The organism is Pseudomonas sp. Mb7 (genome assembly GCF_054790525.1).
Genome location: NZ_CP186501.1, coordinates 2,359,363 through 2,380,861, shown reverse-complemented (window position 1 = coordinate 2,380,861; position 21,499 = coordinate 2,359,363). Strand labels below are relative to the sequence as shown.

Below are 21,499 nucleotides of genomic sequence, written 5' to 3'. Positions count from 1 at the left end.
CACAAACCCAATGTAGGAGCTGCCGCAGGCTGCGATCTTTTGATCTTCAGTGATCTAACGAATCTGATGTTTGTGCAGCAAACGGTAGAACGTCGGCCGTGACACGCCGAGCACTTTGGCCGCCACACTGAGATTATCGCTGTGCCGGTTCAACACGTCACACAACGCCTGGCGTTCGGCGCGGGTCTTGTAATCTTCCAGCGTGCCCATCGGTGTGGCGATCGAGTGCTGACTGATCAAGCCCAGGTCCCGGGCCTCGATCTGCCGCCCTTCAGCCAACACCAAACCACGACGCACACGGTTGGCCAACTCACGGACGTTGCCCGGCCAGTCATGTTTGCCCATGGCAATCAGCGCGTCTTCGCTAAAGCTGCGTGGACGGCGGCCGGTTTCATGACTGTAGAAGTGGGAAAAGTGGTTGGCCAGCATCGAGAGATCACCATGGCGTTCACGCAACGGCGCGGTGACCACCTGCAGCACGTTGAGCCGGTAATACAGGTCTTCGCGAAAACGTTTCTTCTCGATGGCCGCTTCAAGGTCGACGTGAGTCGCCGCCAGCACACGCACATCCACCGGGATCGGCTGGCTGCCGCCGACGCGTTCGATGTGTTTTTCCTGCAAGAAGCGCAGCAGATTGGCCTGCAGTTCAAGGGGCAAATCACCAATCTCATCGAGAAACAGCGTACCGCCATTGGCCGCCTCAATACGCCCGACCTTGCGCTGATGCGCGCCGGTAAACGCGCCTTTCTCGTGGCCGAACAGCTCGGACTGAATCAAATGCTCGGGAATCGCCCCGCAATTGATCGCCACAAATGGTTTGCTGTGACGCTGGGATTGCCGATGCAGCGTGCGCGCGACCAGTTCTTTGCCGGTACCGCTTTCGCCGCGGATCAGCACCGGCGATTCGGTCGGTGCCAGTTTGCTGAGCAATTTGCGCAATTCGCGGATCGGCTTGCTGTCACCGAGCAGTTCATGTTCGGGTTGATCGACGTGAATCGTGCCCTGCCCGCGCAAGCGCGCCATGCCGAATGCCCGGCCAAGGGTGACCTGCACCCGCGACACGTCGAACGGCAAGGTGTGGAAATCGAAAAACCATTCACAGACGAAGTCACCGACGTTCTGTAAACGCAGGACTTCCTGATTGAGCACGGCGATCCATTCAGTGCCGCTGCGACTGATCAGCTCCTTGACCGCCTCGGGGCGTTCGAGATGAAACGGCTGTAATCGCAACAAGCCGACATCACAACTGCGGTCGGCGGCTTTTTCCAGGGTGCAACTGTCAACATCCCAACCTACGGCGCGTAATCCGGGCAATAAGCGGTGGCAGTCGTCGCACGGATCGACTACCAATAAACGTCGTAACGCTGGCGCTTCGCTCATGACTGTTCCTTGGCGCCAAATTATTAGAAATGATTGTAAAAACAGTCATTTGGCAGACCCGACTGTAACATTAGCAAGATTTTGACAGCGCCTTGTATCGATTGCTTATAGGTGTACAAGTAAACGCGTTATAAGAAACCAGGTTGTTAGTTAGCTATCGACTAAATTGCTGTTTCAACCTTTCAGTGAGCTTTCAAAAGCTGCCCACAAAGCAACACCATGAAAGAAAGTTGAAATTTCTTTGTTTCATGTGTGACCTGCCTACCGGTTCGGTGCATCAGTACAAGTACCAGCCGAACGGTAAGCCCAACCGACGGCACATCATTTGATTGGGCACGACAGAGAGAAAACCCCCATGACCGCCCCGCTCCGTATCAACGAAGCTCTTTTGATTGCCAACCACGCGTTCAAACCTTTCCAGTGCGTGGCCTGGGCGCCACAAGACGGCAATGGCGAGCTCAGCCTGACCGTGATCGACCGGACCAACTCGCACATCGGTCGCAAACAGATCCCGAGCAGCGCCTACTCTGATCCGGCGCAACTCGAGCAACTGTTGGAGCAGGCTCGCGCTGAACTCAGCGAAGAAGGTTACAGCCTGCAATCCTGGTCGATGCCACACTAACAGCCGGGCGATGCGGATGACGCTCAGGTCATCCGCCCTACTCTGTTAGTTCTAATCTTTTTAACTCTCCGTACTTTTACACAACTATTTGCAACTTATTCACGCGTAACTGCTTGGCCGGCTTGCTATTGGTTCAAAAAGACACTGTTCTGGCACAGTGCGACCGTCCACCTGTTAGTTCTTACAGTTGTACTTCTCCCGGTTCAGGGATTGAATGTTTCGCTCATGCAGTTACCCGCCCGGTTCCCGGTACCAGGTCAACTCGCAAGGAGATGCGTGCATGTCCACTCTGAACACTTTTGCGCTGCCGGCGCTATCGACTTCGTTATTGAGTCGAGCCGGTCAACTCGACAGAACATTTGCCGCTACCGGCGTCGCTCAAGTGTATTTCGCGGGCAGTGTGTCCAGCCTGACCGAGGACATCGCCCTCGATTCGCACGGGCGGGTGCTGGTCGCAGCTAAGGTCGGCGTCGCCACCGGTAGCCGATTCGGCCTGGCACGGATGCTTGCCGATGGCTCGGCCGATCTGACCTTTGGCGATCAAGGCAGCGTGATCGAAACCTTTGCCCCGGGCTTTGAAGCCACGGCCGGTAAAGTCCGGGTACTCCCCGACGGACGCATCCTGCTCGCCGGCCTGCATTATGAAAACGCTCATCGCACCTTGCCGGCTCTGGCCATGTTTGACGCACAGGGCAAGCCGGATCTGCGCTTCGGTGACAACGGTCGTCAGGTAGTGCGCCTGCCCGGCGACTTGTCCATGGGCAGCCGTGATGCCTGGCTACCGCCGGGCGTCCCGGGTGCTGAAGCCTGCGACTTTGTAGTCCAGGACGACGGCCATATTCTGCTGATCGCCAATCACCATTTCGAACTCGCCGACCATGCCGGCATGCTGATTCGCCTCAAGCCCGACGGCAGCCTCGATGAAACCTTCAACGGCCGCGGCTTCGTGATGATTCGCCACTTGCTGCTCAACACCTGGCTCAGCAGCCTGCTGTTGCAAGAGGATGGGCGAATTGTAGTGGCCGGCTCCATCGACTTTCCACAGGAGGGTCTGTTGGCGCGCTACCTGCCCGATGGTCGCCTCGACGAGCGTTTTGCCGTGGACGGATTCATGGCGTTCAAGGCTCACGGGCAAAGCGCTCAGGTCAGTCAGGTCCTGGAATCGGCCGATGCACTGCATTGTTTCGGCAGCAGTCGCGACCCGATCCGGTGCATGGCGTACAGCCTGCACACCAACGGTCGACCGAACCTGCACCATCACGGCGTGCAACCACAGTTGCTGGAAATCGGCCCGAGCGGCTGCCAATGGAGCGCCGCCCAGCGCATGGCGGACGGCCGCATCATCGCGGTCGGTGCAACCATTGGCGGATTCGAAGCAGATTTTATTGTTGCTCGTTACCAGCGGGACGGCGGCCTGGATCACAGCTTCGGTGACGGCAAAGGCTGGCTGCGCACACGTCTGGGGCGCAGTCTCGACACGGCCAACTCGCTGGCCGTGCAAGCGGACAATGCCATCCTCGTCGGCGGTTATTCATTGGATGGCAACTACCGAGCCATGGTGGCGCGTTACCTGAACCATTGAAAAACACGCACTGTACTTGATCTTCCGCAACGCATCCGGCAACTTGCGCGCTTCTAAAGACAAGGAGCAGCCGATGTCCGGTTCAATGGCCCAGGCGTTCGCGCAAAATTTTCTCGGGCACTCGCCACGCTGGTACAAGGCGACCATCGTCGGTTTCCTCATCCTCAACGCCGTCGTGCTGTTCAGCGTCGGCCCGGTCGCGGCCGGCTGGTTGCTGGTGATCGAATTCATCTTCACCCTGGCGATGGCGCTCAAGTGCTATCCGCTGATGCCCGGCGGTTTGTTGTTGATCGAAGCGCTGCTGCTGAAGATGACCACCCCGCAAGCGCTTTACGATGAACTGGTGCACAACTTCCCGGTGATCCTGCTGCTGATGTTCATGGTGGCCGGTATCTACTTCATGAAAGATCTGTTGCTGTTTCTGTTCTCGCGCCTGCTGTTGGGCGTGCGTTCAAAAGCGATACTGGCCTTGCTGTTCTGCTTTCTTTCCGCGTTTCTGTCGGCGTTTCTCGATGCCTTGACGGTGACCGCAGTGATCATCAGTGCGGCGGTCGGTTTCTATTCCGTTTATCACCGTGTCGCGTCGGGCAACGATCCGCGCCAGGACAGTGAGTTTGCTGACGACCGGAACCTGCCAAAACTTCACCATGACGATCTGGAACAATTCCGCGCGTTCTTGCGCAGCCTGTTGATGCACGGCGCGGTCGGTACGGCGCTTGGCGGTGTCTGCACACTGGTGGGCGAACCACAAAACCTGCTGATCGGCCACGAAATGGGCTGGCACTTCGCCGAGTTCTTCCTGAAAGTCGCGCCGGTGTCGATACCGGTGCTGGCCGCGGGTCTGGTCACCTGCGTGTTGCTGGAGAAACTGCGCTGGTTCGGCTACGGCACCCTGCTGCCGGACAATGTTCGCGCCGTGCTGGCCAATTACGCCGCCGAAGACAACGCCGAGCGCACGGCGCGCCAACGCGCAGCCCTGCTGGTGCAAGGCGCGGCGGCACTGATCCTGATCGGCTGCCTGGCCTTTCATATCGCTGAAGTCGGCCTGATCGGCTTGATGGTGATTGTGTTGATCACCGCGTTTACCGGCATCACCGACGAACATCGTCTGGGCAGCGCATTCAAGGACGCCATGCCGTTCACGGCGTTGCTGGTGGTGTTTTTTGCGGTGGTTGCGGTGATTCACGATCAACAGCTGTTTGCGCCGTTGATCGAGTGGGTACTGGCCCTGCCGGTCGAGCAACAACCGGGCATGCTGTTCATTGCCAACGGTCTGCTGTCGGCGATCAGTGACAACGTGTTTGTCGCCACGATCTACATCACCGAAGTGAAACAGGCGTTCCTCGCCGGCCACATGAGCCGCGAGCATTTCGAGACATTGGCGATCGCGATCAATACCGGTACCAATCTGCCGAGCGTGGCGACGCCGAATGGTCAGGCTGCATTCCTGTTTCTGCTGACCTCGGCGATTGCACCGCTGGTACGCCTGTCGTACGGGCGGATGGTGTGGATGGCGTTGCCTTACACCTTTGTGATGGGGCTGCTGGGCTGGTACGCGGTGAGCTACTGGCTCTAAACAACACCGCTTAAAACTGTAGGAGTGAGCCTGCTCGCGATAGCGGTGTGTCAGCCCAAGAAATGGTGACTGATATATTGCTATCGCGAGCAGGCTCACTCCTACATTTGGTTATGGGGGTCAGTGAGAGAGGATGTATTTCTCGATCGCTTGCGCCACGCCGTCTTCAGTGTTCGGCGCAGTGACCACGTCGGCTTGGCGCTTTACCGCGTCCTCCGCCTGGGCCATGGCTATCGAAAAGCCTGCACAATGGAACATCGCCGGGTCGTTGCCGCCATCGCCGATGGCAGCTGTCTGCTCTAATGGAATACCGAGATGTTCGGCCAGCGTCGCCAGCGCGGTGCCTTTGTTGGCTTCCAGCGCGGTCACGTCAAGATAAACAGGTTGTGAACGCGATACCTGCGCCATGCCGTTGACCTTGGCCAGCAATTGCGCCTCCAGTTCGATCAACAGCTCAGTGTTGTTACTGGTCGCGACGATCTTGTCGATGCGCTCAAGATACGGCTCGAAACTCTCCACTACCACCGGCGGATAGCCGAGGCCATGCTGCTCGCGCGGTACCATCGGCCCGTGAGGATCCTTGAGCAGCCAGTCGCCGCCGCTGAACACCCAGATTTCCACATCCGGTTGATCGGCGAACGTGGCCAGCGCAATCAGCGCGGTGCTGGCCGGCAGGTAATGCGCGACCAAAAGACTGCCGTCAGGATTGACGATAGTGCCGCCATTGAACGCCGCCGTCGGCAGATCAACACCCAAGGCTTCGATCTGCTGCAACATGGCTTTCGGTGGTCGACCGGTGGCGAGGCTGAACAGCACGCCAGCCTCACGCAGCGAACGCACTGTTTCGATGGTGCGCTGGCTCAGCGTGTGATCGGGCAGCAGCAGCGTGCCGTCCATGTCACTGAGCAGAAAACGGATGGGTTGTTGCGGAAAGTCACTCATCCGAGGCCATGCCAGACGCGGCCATCGCGAGTCAGCAGGTCTTCAGCAGCCTGCGGGCCGTCCTCACCAGCGGCGTAGGTCTGCACACTTGCATCCTGCTGCCAGGCATCAAGGAACGGCTGTACCGCGCGCCAGCCGTTCTCGATGTTGTCAGCACGCTGGAACAGCGTCTGATCGCCGGTCAGGCAGTCATAGATCAGGGTTTCGTACCCGGTCGACGGCTGCATCTCGAAAAAGTCTTTGTAAGCAAAACCCAGCTCGATGTTGGCCATGTTCAACGCCGGCCCCGGCCGTTTGGCCAGCAGGTCGAACCACATGCCTTCGTTGGGCTGGATCTGGATGCGCAAGTAAGTCGGCTGCAATTCGTCGACTTCGGTGTCACGGAACTGTGCGTACGGCGCCGGTTTGAAGCAGATGACGATCTCGGTGTCGCGCACGCTCATGCGCTTGCCGGTGCGCAGGTAGAACGGCACGCCGACCCAGCGCCAGTTGTCGATCATCACCTTCAGTGCCACGTAGGTTTCGGTGTTGCTGTCAGGCGAGACGTTGGGCTCCTGGCGATAACCGCTCAGCGGCTTGCCGTCGACCTCACCGGCGCTGTACTGACCGCGCACCGAGTTGGCCCGCGCCTCTTCAGTGGTCCACGGACGAATTGCCCCCACAACCTTGGCCTTCTCGCCGCGCACCGCATCGGCGCCAAACGCGGCCGGCGGTTCCATGGCAACCATGGCCAGCAACTGGAACAGGTGATTGGGCACCATGTCACGCAGGGCGCCGGTGTGTTCGTAAAAACTGCCACGGGTTTCGACGCCGACGGTTTCGGCGGCGGTAATCTGCACGTGGTCGATGTAGTGATTGTTCCAGAAGGCTTCGAACAGGCTGTTGGAGAACCGGCTGACGAGAATGTTCTGCACGGTTTCCTTGCCCAGATAATGGTCGATCCGATAGATCTGCTTCTCGGACATCACCTTGAGCAAACAGGCGTTCAACGCTTCGGCGGTTTGCAGATCGGAGCCGAACGGCTTCTCGATCACCACCCTTCTGAACGCTTCGGGAGTTTCTTCGAGCAATTTGGCCGCGCCGAGACGGCGCACCACTTCACTGAAGAAACGCGGCGCGGTGGCCAGGTAGAACACCGCATTGCCGGTGCCGCTGTCGGCGATTTTCGCCGCCAGCGCGGAATAAGTGCTGTCGTCCAGGAAATCACCCTGGACGTAGCTGATACCTTTGGCGAGCTTGGCCCACAAAGCCGGATCAAGCATCTGATCGCCCTTGCCGACCTTCGCCGCCACTTCGGTGCGGATGAAGTCTTCGAGCTTCTGCGCGAAGGCCTCATCGGTAATGGCGTTGTGGTCAACGCCGACGATCCGCAGATTGTCGTCAAGCAAGCCGTCGCGACTGAGGTTGTACAGCGCCGGCATCAGCAAGCGCTTGACCAGGTCGCCGTGGGCACCGAACAAAAACAGCGTGGTCGGTGGTGCGGGTTCTGCCTTGGATTTTCTGCGGATCGTATGGGTCATTTCTTCGGTGTCTCCACGTGGCCGCCGAAGCCGAAGCGCTGGGCCGAAAGAATCTTGTCGCCAAAGGTGCCCTGACCGCGCGAGCGGTAGCGCGAGAACAGCGAGTTCGACAGCACCGGTACCGGCACCGCTTGTTCCATGGCCGCTTCGATGGTCCATTGACCTTCACCGCTGTCGGCAACCGAACCGGAGAAGCCGTCGAGCTTCGGATCGCTGGCCAGTGCATCGGCGGTCAGGTCGAGCAACCACGACGACACCACGCTGCCACGGCGCCACACTTCAGCGATGTCGGCCACATTGAGGTCGAAACGCTGATCTTCCGGCAGGCGCTCACTGGACTTGGTCTTGAGGATGTCGAAGCCCTCGGCGAACGCGGCCATCATGCCGTACTCGATACCGTTGTGAATCATCTTCACGAAGTGCCCGGCCCCGGCGGGACCGGCGTGGATGTAGCCGTGTTCGGCGCGGTGGTCGTCGGACTTGCGATCCTTGGTGCGCGGGATATCACCCATGCCCGGCGCCAGAGCAGCGAACAGCGGGTCGAGGCGCTGCACGGTTTCGGCGTCACCGCCGATCATCATGCAATAGCCACGTTCCAGGCCCCAGACGCCGCCGGAGGTACCGACGTCGATGTAGTGCAGGCCTTTCTCGGCCAGAGTTTTGGCCCGGCGGATGTCATCCTTATAGTTGGTGTTGCCGCCGTCGATGATGGTATCGCCGGCTTCGAGCAAAGTGCTCAGGGTGTTGATGGTGTCTTCGGTCGGCGCGCCGGCCGGCAACATGACCCAGACCGCACGCGGTTTGGCCAGGCCGGCAACCATTGCCGGCAAGTCGGCGACGCCGGTGGAGCCCTCGGCGACCAGGTTCTCGATGAAAGCGGTATTGCGGTCGTAAACAACGGTGGTGTGACCGTTGAGCATCAGACGTCGCGCAATATTGCCGCCCATGCGGCCCAGTCCAATAATCCCGAGTTGCATGTGCTGATGCTCCTTACTACAAATAAATGTGTGTCATTGGTTATAGCCCAACGCGACTGATGGAGGTTAGTCCAGAGCGTTGCGATGAAGTTTCCGGGCATTGTGCCCGATCCAGACTGATAACGCCCCGAATCCTGCCGAAGACACACCGACCATGAAAAATAAAAAAGTTCCATTCACAGGCAAAAGAAATCAAAATCGGCGCCGATAGTAAGTCAGTACCCCAAAGCGGGGACGACCTACAGTTGATGCACGCCATTTGCGAGGTGAGCAATGGGCACAGTACACACAGCAATGCCGCCACAAACCCTGTACGTGACAATCCGTCGCGATGAATTGCGCCAGTTGAAAGACGAACGCGACCAGTTGAAACAGGAGCTGGCGCAGCTGCGCCTGTTGACCCAAGGTGTGCAGCCGCAACCTTTGCCGGTCGTTCAGCGTCACCCCCACGCCTGATCCCCGCCTGTTTCGGGAACGGCCGCCGCTGTTCCCGACATGATCCATCGCTGCCCTCCTCTCTATAGAGCAAAGCGGCAACTCACAAACTTTTCACATTCTCTTCGTAATACTCCGCCCCATTCTGGCCGTACCTGCGTGTACGGCCTCCGTTCGTCGGCTTCATGGATGTTCCGGCGGTGGTTGTAACGAGTGAGCTGGAGCGCCGAATGGCATTGTTCAAACGCAGCAAAACGACTGCGACAGGTTTCGATTGGGCCGGATTTCTCTGGCTGTTTGTATTCTTCTGGTACTTCTCGGGTATCACCCAACTGCTGATCCAGCTGACCGGCACCTCCGGCTTCACCGGGTTCCGTCAGGCGTTCGTCATGAGCGCGATCTGGCTAGCACCGATGTTGCTGTTCCCCAAACGCACCAAACTGCTCGCTGCCATCATTGGCGTGGTGTTGTGGGCCTGCTCGATGGCCAGCCTGGGCTACTTTTTCATCTATGAGCAGGAGTTCTCCCAGAGCGTCATCTTCATCATGTTCGAGTCGAACATCTCTGAAGCCGGCGAGTACATGACCCAGTACTTTGCCTGGTGGATGGTGCCAGCGTTCCTCGCACACACCGCCTTCGCTTACTTCCTGTGGACGCGTCTGCGTCCGGTATACATGCCCCGTGGCCGCGCATTCGTCGCGGCGATGGCAATCCTCATTGCGGTGATCGGTTATCCGCTGGTCAAACAGACAATGCGCATGGGCACCTTTGCCCAAGGCTTCGAGAAATTCGAAACCCGCATCGAGCCGGCGGTGCCATGGCAGATGGTCGTGGCCTATCACCGTTACCAGGAAACCCTCGCCGACATGCAGGGCATGCTGCACAACGTGAGCAAGATCCCGCCGCTGAAAAACCTCAAGGACGCCTCAGCCGACCAGCCGAAGACCCTGGTGCTGGTGATCGGCGAATCGACCAACCGTCAGCGCATGAGCCTTTATGGCTATCAGCGCAACACCACGCCGGAACTGGACAAGCTCAAGGATCAACTGGCGGTTTTCGACAACGTCGTCACTCCGCGTCCGTACACCATTGAGGCGTTGCAGCAGGTGCTGACCTTCGCTGACGAAGAGCACCCCGACCTGTACCTGTCGACACCGTCGCTGGTCAGCATGATGAAACAGGCCGGCTACAAGACCTTCTGGATCACCAACCAGCAGACCATGACCAAGCGCAACACCATGCTCACCACGTTCTCCGAACAGGCCGACGAGCAGGTGTACCTGAACAACAACCGCAACCAGAACGCCGCGCAGTACGATGGTGATGTGATCGAGCCGTTCAACAAGGCCCTGGCTGACGCGGCGCCACGCAAGCTGATCGTTGTGCATTTGCTCGGCACGCACATGAGCTATCAGTACCGCTATCCGCCGACGTTCGACAAGTTCCAGGACCGCACCGGCGTACCAGCCGGCGTGCGTGACGACCAAGTCCCGACCTACAACAGCTACGACAATGCCGTGCTGTATAACGACTTCGTGGTGTCGAGCCTGATCAAGGATTACGCCAAATCCGATCCGAATGGCTTCCTGCTGTACCTCTCGGACCACGGTGAAGACGTGTTCGACTCGGTGGGCCACAAGACACTGGGCCGCAACGAAAACAAACCGACAGCGCCGATGTACACCATCCCGTTCATGGCCTGGGCGTCGCCAAAGTGGAAAGCCAATCACGACTGGAACTTCGCCGCCGACCTCGATCGCCCGTATAGCAGCTCGCATCTGATCCATACTTGGGCTGACCTGGCCGGTTTGAGCTTCGATGAACTCGACCACAGCAAGAGCCTGGTCAGCGACAGCTTCAAGGCTCGCCCCCTGCTGATCGGCGACCCGTACCAGACCGAGCAGCGTGCGCTGATCGACTTCAGTTTGATGAAGCCGAAGAAAACCGACGCCGCGCCGGCGGATGTCGCGCAGAAGTAACACCAGAAGGGGCCGGAACCGGCCCCTTTTTCATGTCCGCAGAAAACTCATCCAGCCTGCCTCGAATTTCGCTTGTTACCTCTGCCCCGTCCAATGCGTCGCCACGGTCAGCTCTGACAGGTGCCCCCCCCCGATCCCGACTATCAAATGTTCTGCAACATGCTGCAAAAACTCCACTGAACGGGCGTTAACCCCGAGTTAATTCAGGCCTCCCAGACTCTCTTCCGAGATCTGCTTCATGGACGAACGGCTCCCACTTGTTCAGTAGGAGGCACCATGAAAATCACTACCGCAATCCTTGCCGGGCTGTTTGCCCTGGGTTCTGCCAGCGTTTTTGCCGAGGGCGGCGCTGAGCGTATGCGTTATTACTACGACAACTTCCCGGTTCACCAAGCCCAGAGCGAGCAGAAGAGTGACGCCAACGCGAAGGAAATTCGCGTTCCCGCCGATCAGACGGCGCAAGTGACCGAGTCGTATCGCGACTGAGATTGATCGAGCAACCGATGGACCTTCCGTGGCTCCGCTCTGGCCTGGAAGAAGACAGTTTGGCGCCCTGATTGGGGCGCCTTTTTTATGGGCAATGAGCGGGGTGTTCGACCTTATGCTGTCGCGAGTTCGCAGATGGGGTTGGGTCAGCAAGATCCAACCCCCTCACCCCAGCCCTCTCCCCAAAGGGGCGAGGGGGAAAGGGAGCCGATTTTCATGCTATTCAAAACCTGAGTTCGGCTTGATGTTTCAGGTCGACGTATCTCGCCCAAACACCTCGGTCAGTCCCCTCTCCCTCTGGGAGAGGGTTAGGGTGAGGGGCTTTTCAGGCTTTCAGGCTTGCAGATTCTTGATCCAGAACAGCATACGCCCGTGATCCGGGTCGAACATGCCCGGCGCAAAGCCGAACTTGCTGTAGGCATTCTGCGCCACGGCGTTGCCTTCCAGCACTTCGAGGGTGATTTTGCAGCAACCGCGCTGGCGAGAAATTTCCTCGACTTTCTGCAGCATCTTCTGGCTCAGGCCGAGACCGCGAAACCGGCCCACCACCGCCACGTCATGGACGTTGACCAGCGGCTTGCAGGCAAACGTGGAAAACCCTTCAAAGCAGTTCACCAGTCCCGCCGGTTCACCACCGACGAAGGCCAGCACGCTGAACGCATGCGGGCGCCGGGCCAGTTCTTCGGGCAGTCGGCGCAGCAGCTCAGGGTCGAGCGAATGACCGCCGCCCATTGGGTCTTCTGCATAGTGGTTGAGCACGATACCGATGGCCTCGGCGTGCGTTGGATTACTGTAGCTGGCCTGAAGTACAAGAATTTCTGCGGAATCCATTTCCATCCCCGAACACAAAAGCCCCGGCGCGCAAAGTGCGTACTGAAAGGCTGTCTGACATTAGCGCGGGGGTGATCGGGCGGGCAACCGACAAATGCAAAAGATCGGACGATCTTTTGCTTTTTCAGTGGCCCCAGATCAACTCTTCAGTCCAGCCCAGTTCGGCAAAATCCTCAGCGCGCAGTCCACTCTCGCCGACACAGAAAAACTCATCCAGTTGCGGCGGCTTCACCGAAGTATCACTGAGCATCGCGTGCACCTGTCCACGGTGATGAATCTGATGTTCGAACAGGTGCGAAAGCATGCGCAAACGGCTGTCGTGCTGCGGCGTATCACGGGCAATGGTGACGATGCGCGTCAGATCGGCATCGCGCAGTTGCTCGCAATAGGCGATCAGACGTCGATCAACGTGGGCCTGCTCTTCGCGCAGTTGCGGGCCGTCGGCAAACGGCTCGTCCACGTTGAAAAACACGTAGCAATCGGGGTGCGGTTCAGCTCCGCGCAGCTCGCGCTCCAGTGCATCGACGTAGAACCAGTCGCAGGTGAGGATGTGATTGAGGGTCAGACGAATGCTCGGAAAAAAACTCACCCGAGGCGCCGCCAGATCCGTCGCACTCAGCTGCGTCCAGGCCTTGGCCAGGCGATGATTGGCCCAGGCATTCTGGTATGCCATGGTCAGCAAATGATGGGATAACGCTTGGCTCATGTCGGCGCCCTCTTCCATTCAAGCTTCGGCAAAACGCTGCAGCTGCATCTCCTGCAAGCGACTGAGGGTGCGGCGGAACGGAAATTCCAGATAACCCTCGGTGTACAGCGCATCCATGGGTACTTGCGCTTCGATGTACAGCGGCACCTTGCGGTCGTAGCACTCGTCGACCAGCGCAATGAAACGCCGCACGCCGTCGTCGTGAACCGACAATTGCGGCAACTCACGGTCGCCCGCAACTACCCGCTGCGCGCCATCTTCAGTGCCACGCGCGATCCGCCCTTCGCGTTTCTGCGCACTGAGATTGGGTACTTCGCTCAACAGAATAGCCGTGTAGCGGTCGCACAGCGCGATGAAATCCATGGCGGCAAACGGTTGCTCGCAGAGATCGGCGTAGCGGCACCACAACACCGTTTCACTGGCCTGCACCACGTTCAACTGGCGATGCCCGACCGCCACCGGTTCGGCGCTGGCTGCTTGGCCGGCGGTCAATGCCTGAAAGACTTCGTTCAGCGCACTGACTGCAGATGTGGCGACAAAGTAGCGTTGCAGGCCCGTCCCCGGATGCAAGCGATGATCCTCGGCGCCATTCACCGCAACCACCTGCATATGCGCCTTGATCGCGGCAATCGCCGGCACAAACCGGTCGCGATTGAAGCCATCGGCGTAAAGATCATCCGGCGGCAGATTGGACGTACAGACGATCACCACGCCTTCGTCGAACATCACCTGAAACAACCGACCGAGAATGATCGCGTCCCCGATGTCGTTGACGAACAACTCATCGAAGCACAGCACCCGCACCTCGGCCGCCAGCTCCCTGGCCAGCGCGCGCAACGGATCGGCAATCCCGGTCAACTGGAATGAACGCTGATGCACCCAGCCCATGAAGTGATGAAAGTGTTGGCGTCGCGCCGGCACCCGCAGGCTCTGATAGAACTGATCCATCAACCAGGTCTTGCCGCGCCCGACCGGCCCCCACAGATAAACGCCGCTGACCGAACCGGCCCCGGCGTGCAGCGCTTCATGGCATTTTTGCAACGCCCAGACCGCGTGTTCCTGGGCTTCATCCTGGACGAAGCCCTTGTGTTGGACGGCGTGTTGCCAGGCGCTGAGAGGAGAGTCGAAAGTCATGCGCGGCAGTATGCCACGATGGTTACAGGGAAATGTCCAGTCGGGCGATTTTCCCCTGCTCGTTCAAGCGAAATGTGTAGCGCAGCTGCGCCGGACTGCCGGGGAAGGTTCCGGAAATCAGCCCGTGTACCAGCACTTTGCCGGTGCGCTGCTGCACGTCCAGCACTTCGACCCTTGGCTGATAGCGTTGCCCGGTGTCGTGCATCCATTGCGCGATGGCTTGCGGGCCGACCTGATGTTGGCCCTCGTCGAACACGTTGGCATCCTCGGCAAAAAAACTGGCGACCCTGGAAGTATCGCGTGCGTTGGCCGCATCGATATACGCAGCAATCGCCGGGGCCAGTGCAGAGACGGGATGAGACATGGTTGCAGCTCCTTTTTGTTTGGTTCTGCGACCATCCTAAAACAGCGTTGCGTCAGTTTTTGTCAGGAGTGAAACGCCCGCTTTCATCCAGTTGCATCTGCTCGCGCCATGTGCGCAACAGGTCGCTGCGCCGTCCCGGATAACCCTCGCCCTGGCGGCTGGCCGCGCTGATCCGATCGGTACGAAACGTACGATAGGCGCTGCGCAATTCGCACCACGCAACGATGATTCGCACCTCGTTGAGGAAGCCCAGCGCCAAGGGCCAGATCAACCGCTGGCTGGGCACCTGTTGCGCGTCGGCGTAATCGATGTGCAGTTTGGCCTGGTCGCGGATGGCATGGCGAAACACGTTCAACGGCACGGCGTTTTGCGGAAAACCATAACCCGGCGGGCCCGGCATCACGGTGGGATTGCGCAGCGCTTCCTGAGCCTGCGGATCGAGCACGGCAGCAATTTTCGCCAGCGCATCCGCCGCGGCTTTGCCCAGGACTTCGTCACCGCGCTGATCGACGTAACGCAAACCGAGGACGATGGCTTCGGTTTCGTCGGCATTGAGCATCAGCGGCGGCAGAAACAGGCCGCTGCGCAACACATAACCAATCCCCGACTCGCCATGGATCGGCGCGCCGAGGGCGGTCAGTTCCGCGATATCGCGATAGAGCGTGCGCTCGGACACTTCCAGCTCGGCAGCCAGGGTTGCCGCCGTCACCGGGCGCTTCTTGCCGCGCAGCACTTGCAGCAAAGTCAAAAGACGAGTGGTACGCGACACGTTGGGCAGGCTCTGGAGGGCAAAGATGTTCGAGCTTAGCAGAGGCTGGTGTCAGAAACTGGCAGGAGCAATGTGAGAAGGCAGGTTGATCAAGCCTGCTCTTTTGGGGGTAGCGGAATATCGAGAGGGAATAAAATCCCATTGTGGGAGCGAGCCTGCTCGCGAAAGCGGCGGGTCAGTCAACAAAGATGTTGGCTGAACTGACGCCTTCGCGAGCAGGCTCGCTCCCACAGGGGTTATGGTGCGCGGGTTAAATATCAACCTTGTGGCGGGCGGCGTAGAGGCAGAGCATTTCCATCGCCAGTGTGGCAGCGGCCAGTGAGGTAACGTCGGCGTGGTCGTAAGCCGGGGCGACTTCCACCACGTCCATCCCGACCAGATTGATGCCGCGTAAACCGCCAAGAATCTCCAGCGCTTGCGCGGTGCTCAAGCCGCCGCACACCGGCGTGCCGGTGCCCGGTGCAAACGCCGGATCGAGGCAATCAATATCGAACGTCAGGTACACCGGGTTATCGCCAACCCGCGCGCGGATGGCTTCGACAATGGCGTCGCAACCACGCCGATGCACCTGCCGGGCATCGAGTACCTGAAACCCCATATGATCGTCATTGGTCGTGCGCAAGCCGATCTGCACCGAGCTTGCCGGATCCACCAGCCCTTCCCGAGCGGCGTGCCAGAACATGGTGCCATGATCGACCCGCTTGCCCTCTTCGTCCGGCCAGGTGTCGCTGTGCGCATCGAAGTGAATCAGCGACAACGTCCCATGTTTGCGCGCGTGGGCCTTGAGCAGCGGGTAGCTGATGAAGTGGTCACCGCCAAACGTCAGCATCGCGCTGCCAGCGGTCAGAATGTGCTCGGCGTGAGCTTCGATGCTTTGCGGAATGCTGTGTGGCGCGCCGAAATCGAAATCGCAGTCGCCATAATCGATGACCGCCAGATGATCGAACGGGTCAAACGTCCACGGCCAGTGGCGTTCCCAGGCAATCCCGGTGGAAGCGGCGCGAATCCCGCGTGGTCCGAAGCGGGCGCCGGGACGGTTGCTGGTGGCGGTGTCGAACGGCACGCCGCTGACCGCGACATCGACGCCGCGCAAGTCACGGCTGTAGCGCCGACGCATGAAACTGGTAATGCCGGCGTAAGTACTTTCGGCGGCGGTGCCGTAGAGGCTGTCGCGGGTCATGGCCTGATCGTTTTGCATAGGCACATCCATCGTGGGGCTCCTGTGGTTATTGGTGGCTACGGAAAGTGGTCCACAGACGCGTACGCTGACGCATGTCTTTGAGGCTCATGCTGCGATCGGCATACAGCCGCGCGCGCACTTCGCTCGGCGGATAGATGTCGGGATCGTTACGCACGGCCTCATCCACCAACGGCGTGGCGGCTTGGTTGGCGGTGGCAAAAAACAGTGTGTTGGTCAGTTCGGCCACGGAATCGGGGCGCAGCATGAATTCGATGAACGCCCGTGCGGCTTCGGGGTGCGGCGCGTCTTTGGGAATGGCCAGATTGTCCTGCCACACCAGCGTGCCTTCCTTGGGAATGCGGTAGGCCACTTCGTACGGTTTATTAGCCTTGTGTGCCTGATCAGCGGCCATGCTCGCGTCGCCGTTGTAGGTCAGCGCGAGGCACACGTTGCCGCTGGCCAAGTCATTGATCTGCCGGCCGCTGGCGACATAGAGCACCGACGGCTGGAGTTTCTGCAACAACGCCTCGGCGGCGGCCAGGTCGTTTTTGTCGGTGCTGTAGGGATCCTTGCCCAAATAATGCAGGGCCAGACCGATGACCTCCTGCGGCGAATCGAGGATCGCGATGCCGCAGTCCTTGAGCTTGCTGGCGTTCTCCGGTTTGAACAGCAGGTCGAGGCTGTTCAGCGGTACGTCAGGCAGACGCTGCTTCACGGCCTCGACGTTCATGCCCAGACCCAGCGTGCCCCAGGTGTACGGCACGCCATAGCGATTGCCGGGGTCGACAGCGGCCATTTTCTCCAGCAAATCCGGATCAAGATTGGCGTAGCCCTTGAGGCCCTCATGAGGAATTTCTTTCAAGGCACCCGCCGCAAGTCCACGGGACAGAACGCTGGACGACGGCACCACCACGTCATAACCACTGCCGCCGGTGAGCAACTTGGTCTCCAGCACCTCGGAAGTATCAAAGGTGTCGTAACGCACATGAATACCGGTTTCCTGCTCAAACCGTTGCAGAGTTGGCGGCGGCACGTAATCGGCCCAGCTGTAGAGATTGAGTGTCTTGTCCTCGGCCTGAGCCTGAACAGCCACCGACAACAAAAGCGCGGGGAAACACAGCTTGAACACGGGAGCCATGACGAACACCTGACCAGAGGAAGTGGTTGCAGGATGCGCCGTCGGATACATTAGAAAAATTGTCGAATAATTATCCTGACTTTATCCAGGAGTAATGTGATGTTGGGTCAACTCCACGATGTGGACTTGCAACTGTTGCGCCTGTTTGTGCGGGTGGTCGAGTGCGGTGGCTTCAGCGCAGCCCAGGGTGATCTGGGCCTGAGCCAGTCGAGCATCAGCCAGCAAATGGCTAAACTCGAAACTCGCCTCGGCTATCGTCTGTGCAGCCGTGGCAAGGGCGGTTTCAGTGTCACGCCCAAGGGCGAGCAGTTGCTGATCGCGGTGCGCACGCTGTTTGAATCGATTGAAACGTTCCGCCATCAATCCAACGGCGTCGCCGGGCGCTTGATCGGTGAAGTGCGCCTGGGGATTTCCGAGTCGGTGGATCAATCGGTGCTGCAACGGGTGGCGGCGGCGATCCGGCGTTTTCGCGAGCGTGATGAGTCGGTGCGCATCGAACTGATCAGCGCCATGCCCGGCGAAATGGAACGGCTGCTGTTGCAACAGCGGCTGGACTTGGCGATCGGCTATTTTTCGCAGGTGCAAAGTGCCTTCGACTATCGCCAGTTGTTCAGCGAAACCCAGCATTTGTACTGCGCTGCCGGCCATCCATTGTTCACTGATGACGCACCCAGCGATGCCGCGTTGCAGGCCTGCGACCGGGTCGATCACCCCTATCGATTTTTTCGCAGTGACGAGCCGTTTCAGGGCAAGGTCTGCTCGGCGCGCTCGGAGCAGGTTGAGGGTACGCTGACGTTTATTCTGTCCGGCAAACATGTGGGTTATCTGCCGGATCACTATGCGCGGAGCTGGCAAGAAAAGGGCCTGCTGCGGCCAATTCGTGAGGGCGAGTTGAGTTTCGAAGTAGCCTTTCATCTGGCCCGGCATCGGGCGCAGGTGCCGGGGGATGCGCAAAAAGCTTTTGAAGAGGATTTACTGGGCGCATTCAATCTCGTGTAGGAGCTGCCGCAGGCTCGGGCCGCGATCGGACGATCCTTTGATCTTAAAAGATCGCAGCCTCGTTTCACTCGACAGCTCCTACAGGGGAGTTTGCTGATAGCGACCCATAAAACCTGACCTTTCAGGCAGTTATTGCTCGTTGCCCTTACCGCCCTCTTCCGGCATTCTGCGCCTCCATTTTCTGACCCGGCCCCGCCTCGCGGCGCGCAAAACACCATGACCGCCTCTGAAAAAGCCCCGCGCAACAACGACCTGATTTACGGCCTCAACGATCGTCCGCACCTGACCGCCACAGTGTTTGCCGCGCTGCAACACGTGCTGGCCAGCTTCGTCGGCATCATCACCCCAACCCTGATCATGGGCGGCGCCCTCGGTCTGCAAAGTGAAATCCCTTACCTGATCAGCATGGCGCTGTTCGTCTCCGGGCTCGGCACTTTCGTCCAGGCCAAGCGTTTTGGCCCGGTCGGTTCGGGGTTGTTGTGTCTGCAAGGCACCAGTTTTTCCTTTATCAGCGTGATTCTCAGCGCCGGGTTCATGGTCAAGGCGCGCGGTGGCGGCACCGATGAAATCCTCTCGACGATCTTCGGTGTGTGCTTTTTTGCCGCGTTCATCGAGGTGGTGCTGAGCCAGTTCATCGGCAAACTGCGCATGTTGATCACCCCGGTGGTCACCGGCACCATCATCACGCTGATGGGGCTGTCGCTGATCAAAGTGGCGATGACCGACATCGCCGGCGGTTTCGGCGCGCCTGACTTGGGCGCAGCCAGCCATGTGTTTCTGGCGGCGCTGGTGATCGGCACCATCGTCGTGTTGAACCGCGTCGACGTGCCGTTTCTGCGCTTGGGCGCGATCGTTATCGGCCTGACCCTTGGCTACGTAGTCGCATGGCTGATGGGCACCGTGGATTTCGCCTCGATGCCAGAGGTGCCGCTGGTCAGCGTGCCAGTGCCGTTCAAGTACGGTTTCAACTTCGACTGGGTGGCGTTCGTGCCAGTGGCGGTGATTTTCCTCGTGTCGCCGCTGGAGGCCGCGGGTGACCTGACCGCCAACTCGATGATTTCCCGGCAACCGGTCAAAGGCCCGCTCTACATCCGGCGGATCAAGTCCGGCCTGCTCGCCGACGGCCTCAACTCAGCCATGGCCGCCGTGTTCAACAGCATGCCAATGGTGACCTTCGCGCAGAACAACGGCGTGATTCAGCTCACCGGCGTGGCCAGCCGTTACGTGGCCTTCTTCATTGCCGGTCTGCTGGTGCTGCTGGGGCTGTTCCCGATGATCGGCGCGGTGTTGCAACTGATGCCGAAACCGGTACTCGGCGGCGCCGAACTGGTGATGTTCGGCACTGTGGCGGTGGCCGGGATCAAGATCCTCGCCGAAGCCGGCCTGCACCGGCGCAACATGCTGATCGTGGCGATTTCGCTGGGCATGGGCCTGGGCATCGCGGCAGTGCCGGAAGTGTTGCGCGAACTGCCGCAAGCGCTGCGCAACATCTTCGAATCGCCGATCACCGTCGGCGCGTTGTGCGCTATCGTGCTGAACATCTTCCTGCCGGAAGAATTCATTGAGCTGGAAGAAGACGATTTCGACCCGGAAGCTTCTATTCTTCAGGTCATGGAAAACCCGGACATGCCGGCCAAAGGTGAACCTGCCCCAGCGGCGGCTGTCGCACAGTTGAACCGCTAACGTCTGGCCTTCAATAGAAAGGGCTGAGCCGGCGACGGTTCAGCCCTTTTTTGTTGAGAGACCGTTTATGCGCCGTTTTCAAGCCGTCATTCTGTCACTGCTTCTGCTGTCCCTCAGCGCCTGTGCGCTATTCCCCAACCGTGATCCGGTGAACATCAACGTAGTCGGCCTCGAACCGTTGCCAAGCCAGGATCTGGAAGTGCGCTTCGCCATCAAGATTCGCGTACAGAACCCCAATGAGACGGCCATCGACTACAACGGCATCGCGCTGGATCTGGAGGTCAACGGTCATTCACTGGCCTCGGGTGTCAGCGATCAGAGCGGTTCGATCCCACGCTTCTCCGAAACCATTGTCAGCGTGCCGGTCAGCATCTCGGCGTTCTCGGTACTGCGCCAGACCTTGGGCCTGAGCCAGACACAAACCCTCGACAACCTGCCCTACGTGCTGCGCGGCAAGCTTGCCGGAGGTCTGTTTGGCACCATGCGCTTTGTCGACAGCGGCAAGCTCAGCCTGCCCAAGGCCACTGCCGCGACCTGGTAAAAATGCGTTAGCCTGCTCCGTTCATTAAAGGCATTCAGGGAGGCTGCAGGTTTATGGAAGACACACCGACGCTGTACACCGAACGACTGATCCTGCGCCCGTTGCAACTGGCCGATGCCGACGCCGTGCAGCAACTGTTTCCCCACTGGGGTGTGGTGCGTTATCTGAACGCGGCGGTGCCATGGCCGTATCCCGAGGACGGCGCCCTCACCTATTTGCGCGATGTTGCCTTGCCGGCCGTGGCGGCGGGCAAGGAATGGCACTGGTCGATTCGCCGCAAGTCCGCGCCCGAACAGTTGATCGGCAACATCAGCCTGATGGATCAAACTGACAACCACCGTGGATTCTGGCTGACACCGGCGTGGCAAGGTCAGGGCTTTATGACCGAAGCGAGCGCAGCGGTGACCGATTACTGGTTCAACGTACTTCAACGCCCGCTGATGCGTGTGCCGAAAGCGGCGCCGAATACCGGCTCGCGCAGACTCTCGGAGCGCGCCGGGATGCGCTTGATCCGGACCGATGAAGATGATTTCGTCGGTGGGCGTTTTCCACGGGAAATCTGGGAAATTTCCCGGGAAGAATGGCAGCAACGCCACTGATTTCCAGACACACCACCGATCCATTGTAGGAGTGAGCCTGCTCGCGATAGCGGCGG

Annotated in this window: 21 protein-coding genes; 10 read left to right on the top strand and 11 right to left on the bottom strand. The window is 59.4% G+C overall.

What is annotated here, in order from left to right; all coding sequences use genetic code 11:
• Positions 1 to 54: 54 nt before the first annotated feature.
• Positions 55 to 1,380, bottom strand: coding sequence for a sigma-54 dependent transcriptional regulator (locus ACOYXH_RS10895; protein WP_460410678.1), 1,326 nt, complete (start codon positions 1,378 to 1,380; stop codon positions 55 to 57).
• 355 nt (positions 1,381 to 1,735) lie between these two features.
• On the opposite strand from ACOYXH_RS10895, the gene ACOYXH_RS10890 reads away from it, so the two are divergent.
• The 3 genes from ACOYXH_RS10890 (at position 1,736) to nhaB (ending at position 5,160) form a co-directional block, all read left to right on the top strand.
• Positions 1,736 to 2,002, top strand: a complete 267-nt coding sequence (locus tag ACOYXH_RS10890) for a hypothetical protein (protein ID WP_095048857.1) — start codon at positions 1,736 to 1,738, stop codon at positions 2,000 to 2,002.
• A 280-nt stretch (positions 2,003 to 2,282) separates the two neighbouring features.
• Entirely contained in the window at positions 2,283 to 3,584 is a 1,302-nt protein-coding gene (locus ACOYXH_RS10885; RefSeq protein WP_095126281.1) for an NHL repeat-containing protein, read from the top strand.
• Between the two features lie 73 nt (positions 3,585 to 3,657).
• Positions 3,658 to 5,160: a sodium/proton antiporter NhaB gene (gene nhaB / locus ACOYXH_RS10880; protein WP_093432826.1), complete on the top strand. Its 1,503-nt coding sequence runs from the start codon at positions 3,658 to 3,660 to the stop codon at positions 5,158 to 5,160.
• 120 nt (positions 5,161 to 5,280) lie between these two features.
• Here the strand turns inward: nhaB and ACOYXH_RS10875 are convergent, their stop codons facing one another.
• Genes ACOYXH_RS10875 through gnd form a run of 3 tightly spaced genes read right to left on the bottom strand, consistent with a single transcriptional unit; the run spans position 5,281 to position 8,599 of the window.
• A complete protein-coding gene (locus tag ACOYXH_RS10875; protein WP_460410677.1) occupies positions 5,281 to 6,102 on the bottom strand; it encodes an HAD family hydrolase in 822 nt (273 codons plus the stop codon).
• Positions 6,099 to 7,622 carry a glucose-6-phosphate dehydrogenase gene (zwf, locus tag ACOYXH_RS10870; protein ID WP_093432830.1) on the bottom strand — a complete coding sequence of 508 codons (1,524 nt, stop codon included), beginning with the start codon at positions 7,620 to 7,622 and terminating at the stop codon, positions 6,099 to 6,101. The genes ACOYXH_RS10875 and zwf overlap by 4 nt, the downstream gene beginning before the upstream one ends.
• Entirely contained in the window at positions 7,619 to 8,599 is a 981-nt protein-coding gene (gene gnd, locus ACOYXH_RS10865; RefSeq protein ID WP_095048853.1) for a phosphogluconate dehydrogenase (NAD(+)-dependent, decarboxylating), read from the bottom strand. Before gnd ends, zwf begins: the two co-directional genes overlap by 4 nt.
• Before the next feature lie 273 nt (positions 8,600 to 8,872).
• On the opposite strand from gnd, the gene ACOYXH_RS10860 reads away from it, so the two are divergent.
• From ACOYXH_RS10860 to ACOYXH_RS10850, 3 genes are all read left to right on the top strand, one after another.
• Positions 8,873 to 9,055 (top strand): DUF6026 family protein, encoded by a 183-nt coding sequence (locus ACOYXH_RS10860; RefSeq protein ID WP_007914840.1) that lies wholly within the window; start codon positions 8,873 to 8,875, stop codon positions 9,053 to 9,055.
• A 209-nt stretch (positions 9,056 to 9,264) separates the two neighbouring features.
• Positions 9,265 to 11,013, top strand: coding sequence for a phosphoethanolamine transferase CptA (locus ACOYXH_RS10855; protein WP_095048852.1), 1,749 nt, complete (start codon positions 9,265 to 9,267; stop codon positions 11,011 to 11,013).
• A gap of 276 nt (positions 11,014 to 11,289) precedes the next feature.
• Complete coding sequence (locus tag ACOYXH_RS10850; RefSeq protein ID WP_093432836.1) at positions 11,290 to 11,499, top strand: hypothetical protein; 210 nt, start codon at positions 11,290 to 11,292, stop codon at positions 11,497 to 11,499.
• A gap of 333 nt (positions 11,500 to 11,832) precedes the next feature.
• On the opposite strand, the gene ACOYXH_RS10845 is transcribed toward ACOYXH_RS10850, so the two are convergent.
• The 7 genes from ACOYXH_RS10845 to ACOYXH_RS10815 form a co-directional block, all read right to left on the bottom strand.
• Entirely contained in the window at positions 11,833 to 12,330 is a 498-nt protein-coding gene (locus ACOYXH_RS10845; RefSeq protein WP_093432839.1) for a GNAT family N-acetyltransferase, read from the bottom strand.
• A 124-nt stretch (positions 12,331 to 12,454) separates the two neighbouring features.
• Positions 12,455 to 13,036 (bottom strand): DinB family protein, encoded by a 582-nt coding sequence (locus tag ACOYXH_RS10840; protein WP_095049087.1) that lies wholly within the window; start codon positions 13,034 to 13,036, stop codon positions 12,455 to 12,457.
• A gap of 18 nt (positions 13,037 to 13,054) precedes the next feature.
• The gene (zapE, locus tag ACOYXH_RS10835) at positions 13,055 to 14,170 is read right to left on the bottom strand and encodes a cell division protein ZapE (RefSeq protein WP_095048850.1); all 1,116 of its coding nucleotides are present in this window, start codon (positions 14,168 to 14,170) and stop codon (positions 13,055 to 13,057) included.
• A 22-nt stretch (positions 14,171 to 14,192) separates the two neighbouring features.
• Positions 14,193 to 14,534, bottom strand: a complete 342-nt coding sequence (locus tag ACOYXH_RS10830; protein ID WP_095126279.1) for a nuclear transport factor 2 family protein — start codon at positions 14,532 to 14,534, stop codon at positions 14,193 to 14,195.
• Positions 14,535 to 14,586: 52 nt separating this feature from the next.
• Positions 14,587 to 15,303, bottom strand: a complete 717-nt coding sequence (locus tag ACOYXH_RS10825; protein ID WP_258709841.1) for a helix-turn-helix transcriptional regulator — start codon at positions 15,301 to 15,303, stop codon at positions 14,587 to 14,589.
• A gap of 250 nt (positions 15,304 to 15,553) precedes the next feature.
• On the bottom strand, positions 15,554 to 16,513 hold the full coding sequence (speB, locus tag ACOYXH_RS10820) for an agmatinase (RefSeq protein ID WP_095126277.1): 960 nt from the start codon (positions 16,511 to 16,513) through the stop codon (positions 15,554 to 15,556).
• 16 nt (positions 16,514 to 16,529) lie between these two features.
• Positions 16,530 to 17,621, bottom strand: coding sequence for an extracellular solute-binding protein (locus ACOYXH_RS10815; protein ID WP_460410676.1), 1,092 nt, complete (start codon positions 17,619 to 17,621; stop codon positions 16,530 to 16,532).
• 99 nt (positions 17,622 to 17,720) lie between these two features.
• Here ACOYXH_RS10815 and ACOYXH_RS10810 point away from each other — a divergent pair, with 99 nt between their 5' ends.
• From ACOYXH_RS10810 to ACOYXH_RS10795, 4 genes are all read left to right on the top strand, one after another.
• Entirely contained in the window at positions 17,721 to 18,620 is a 900-nt protein-coding gene (locus ACOYXH_RS10810) for a LysR family transcriptional regulator (RefSeq protein WP_258709839.1), read from the top strand.
• Between the two features lie 216 nt (positions 18,621 to 18,836).
• Positions 18,837 to 20,303, top strand: coding sequence for a nucleobase:cation symporter-2 family protein (locus ACOYXH_RS10805; RefSeq protein ID WP_034156004.1), 1,467 nt, complete (start codon positions 18,837 to 18,839; stop codon positions 20,301 to 20,303).
• A gap of 67 nt (positions 20,304 to 20,370) precedes the next feature.
• Positions 20,371 to 20,844, top strand: a complete 474-nt coding sequence (locus tag ACOYXH_RS10800) for an LEA/WHy family protein (protein WP_093432857.1) — start codon at positions 20,371 to 20,373, stop codon at positions 20,842 to 20,844.
• Positions 20,845 to 20,897: 53 nt separating this feature from the next.
• A complete protein-coding gene (locus ACOYXH_RS10795; protein WP_460410675.1) occupies positions 20,898 to 21,443 on the top strand; it encodes a GNAT family N-acetyltransferase in 546 nt (181 codons plus the stop codon).
• Positions 21,444 to 21,499: the final 56 nt, after the last annotated feature.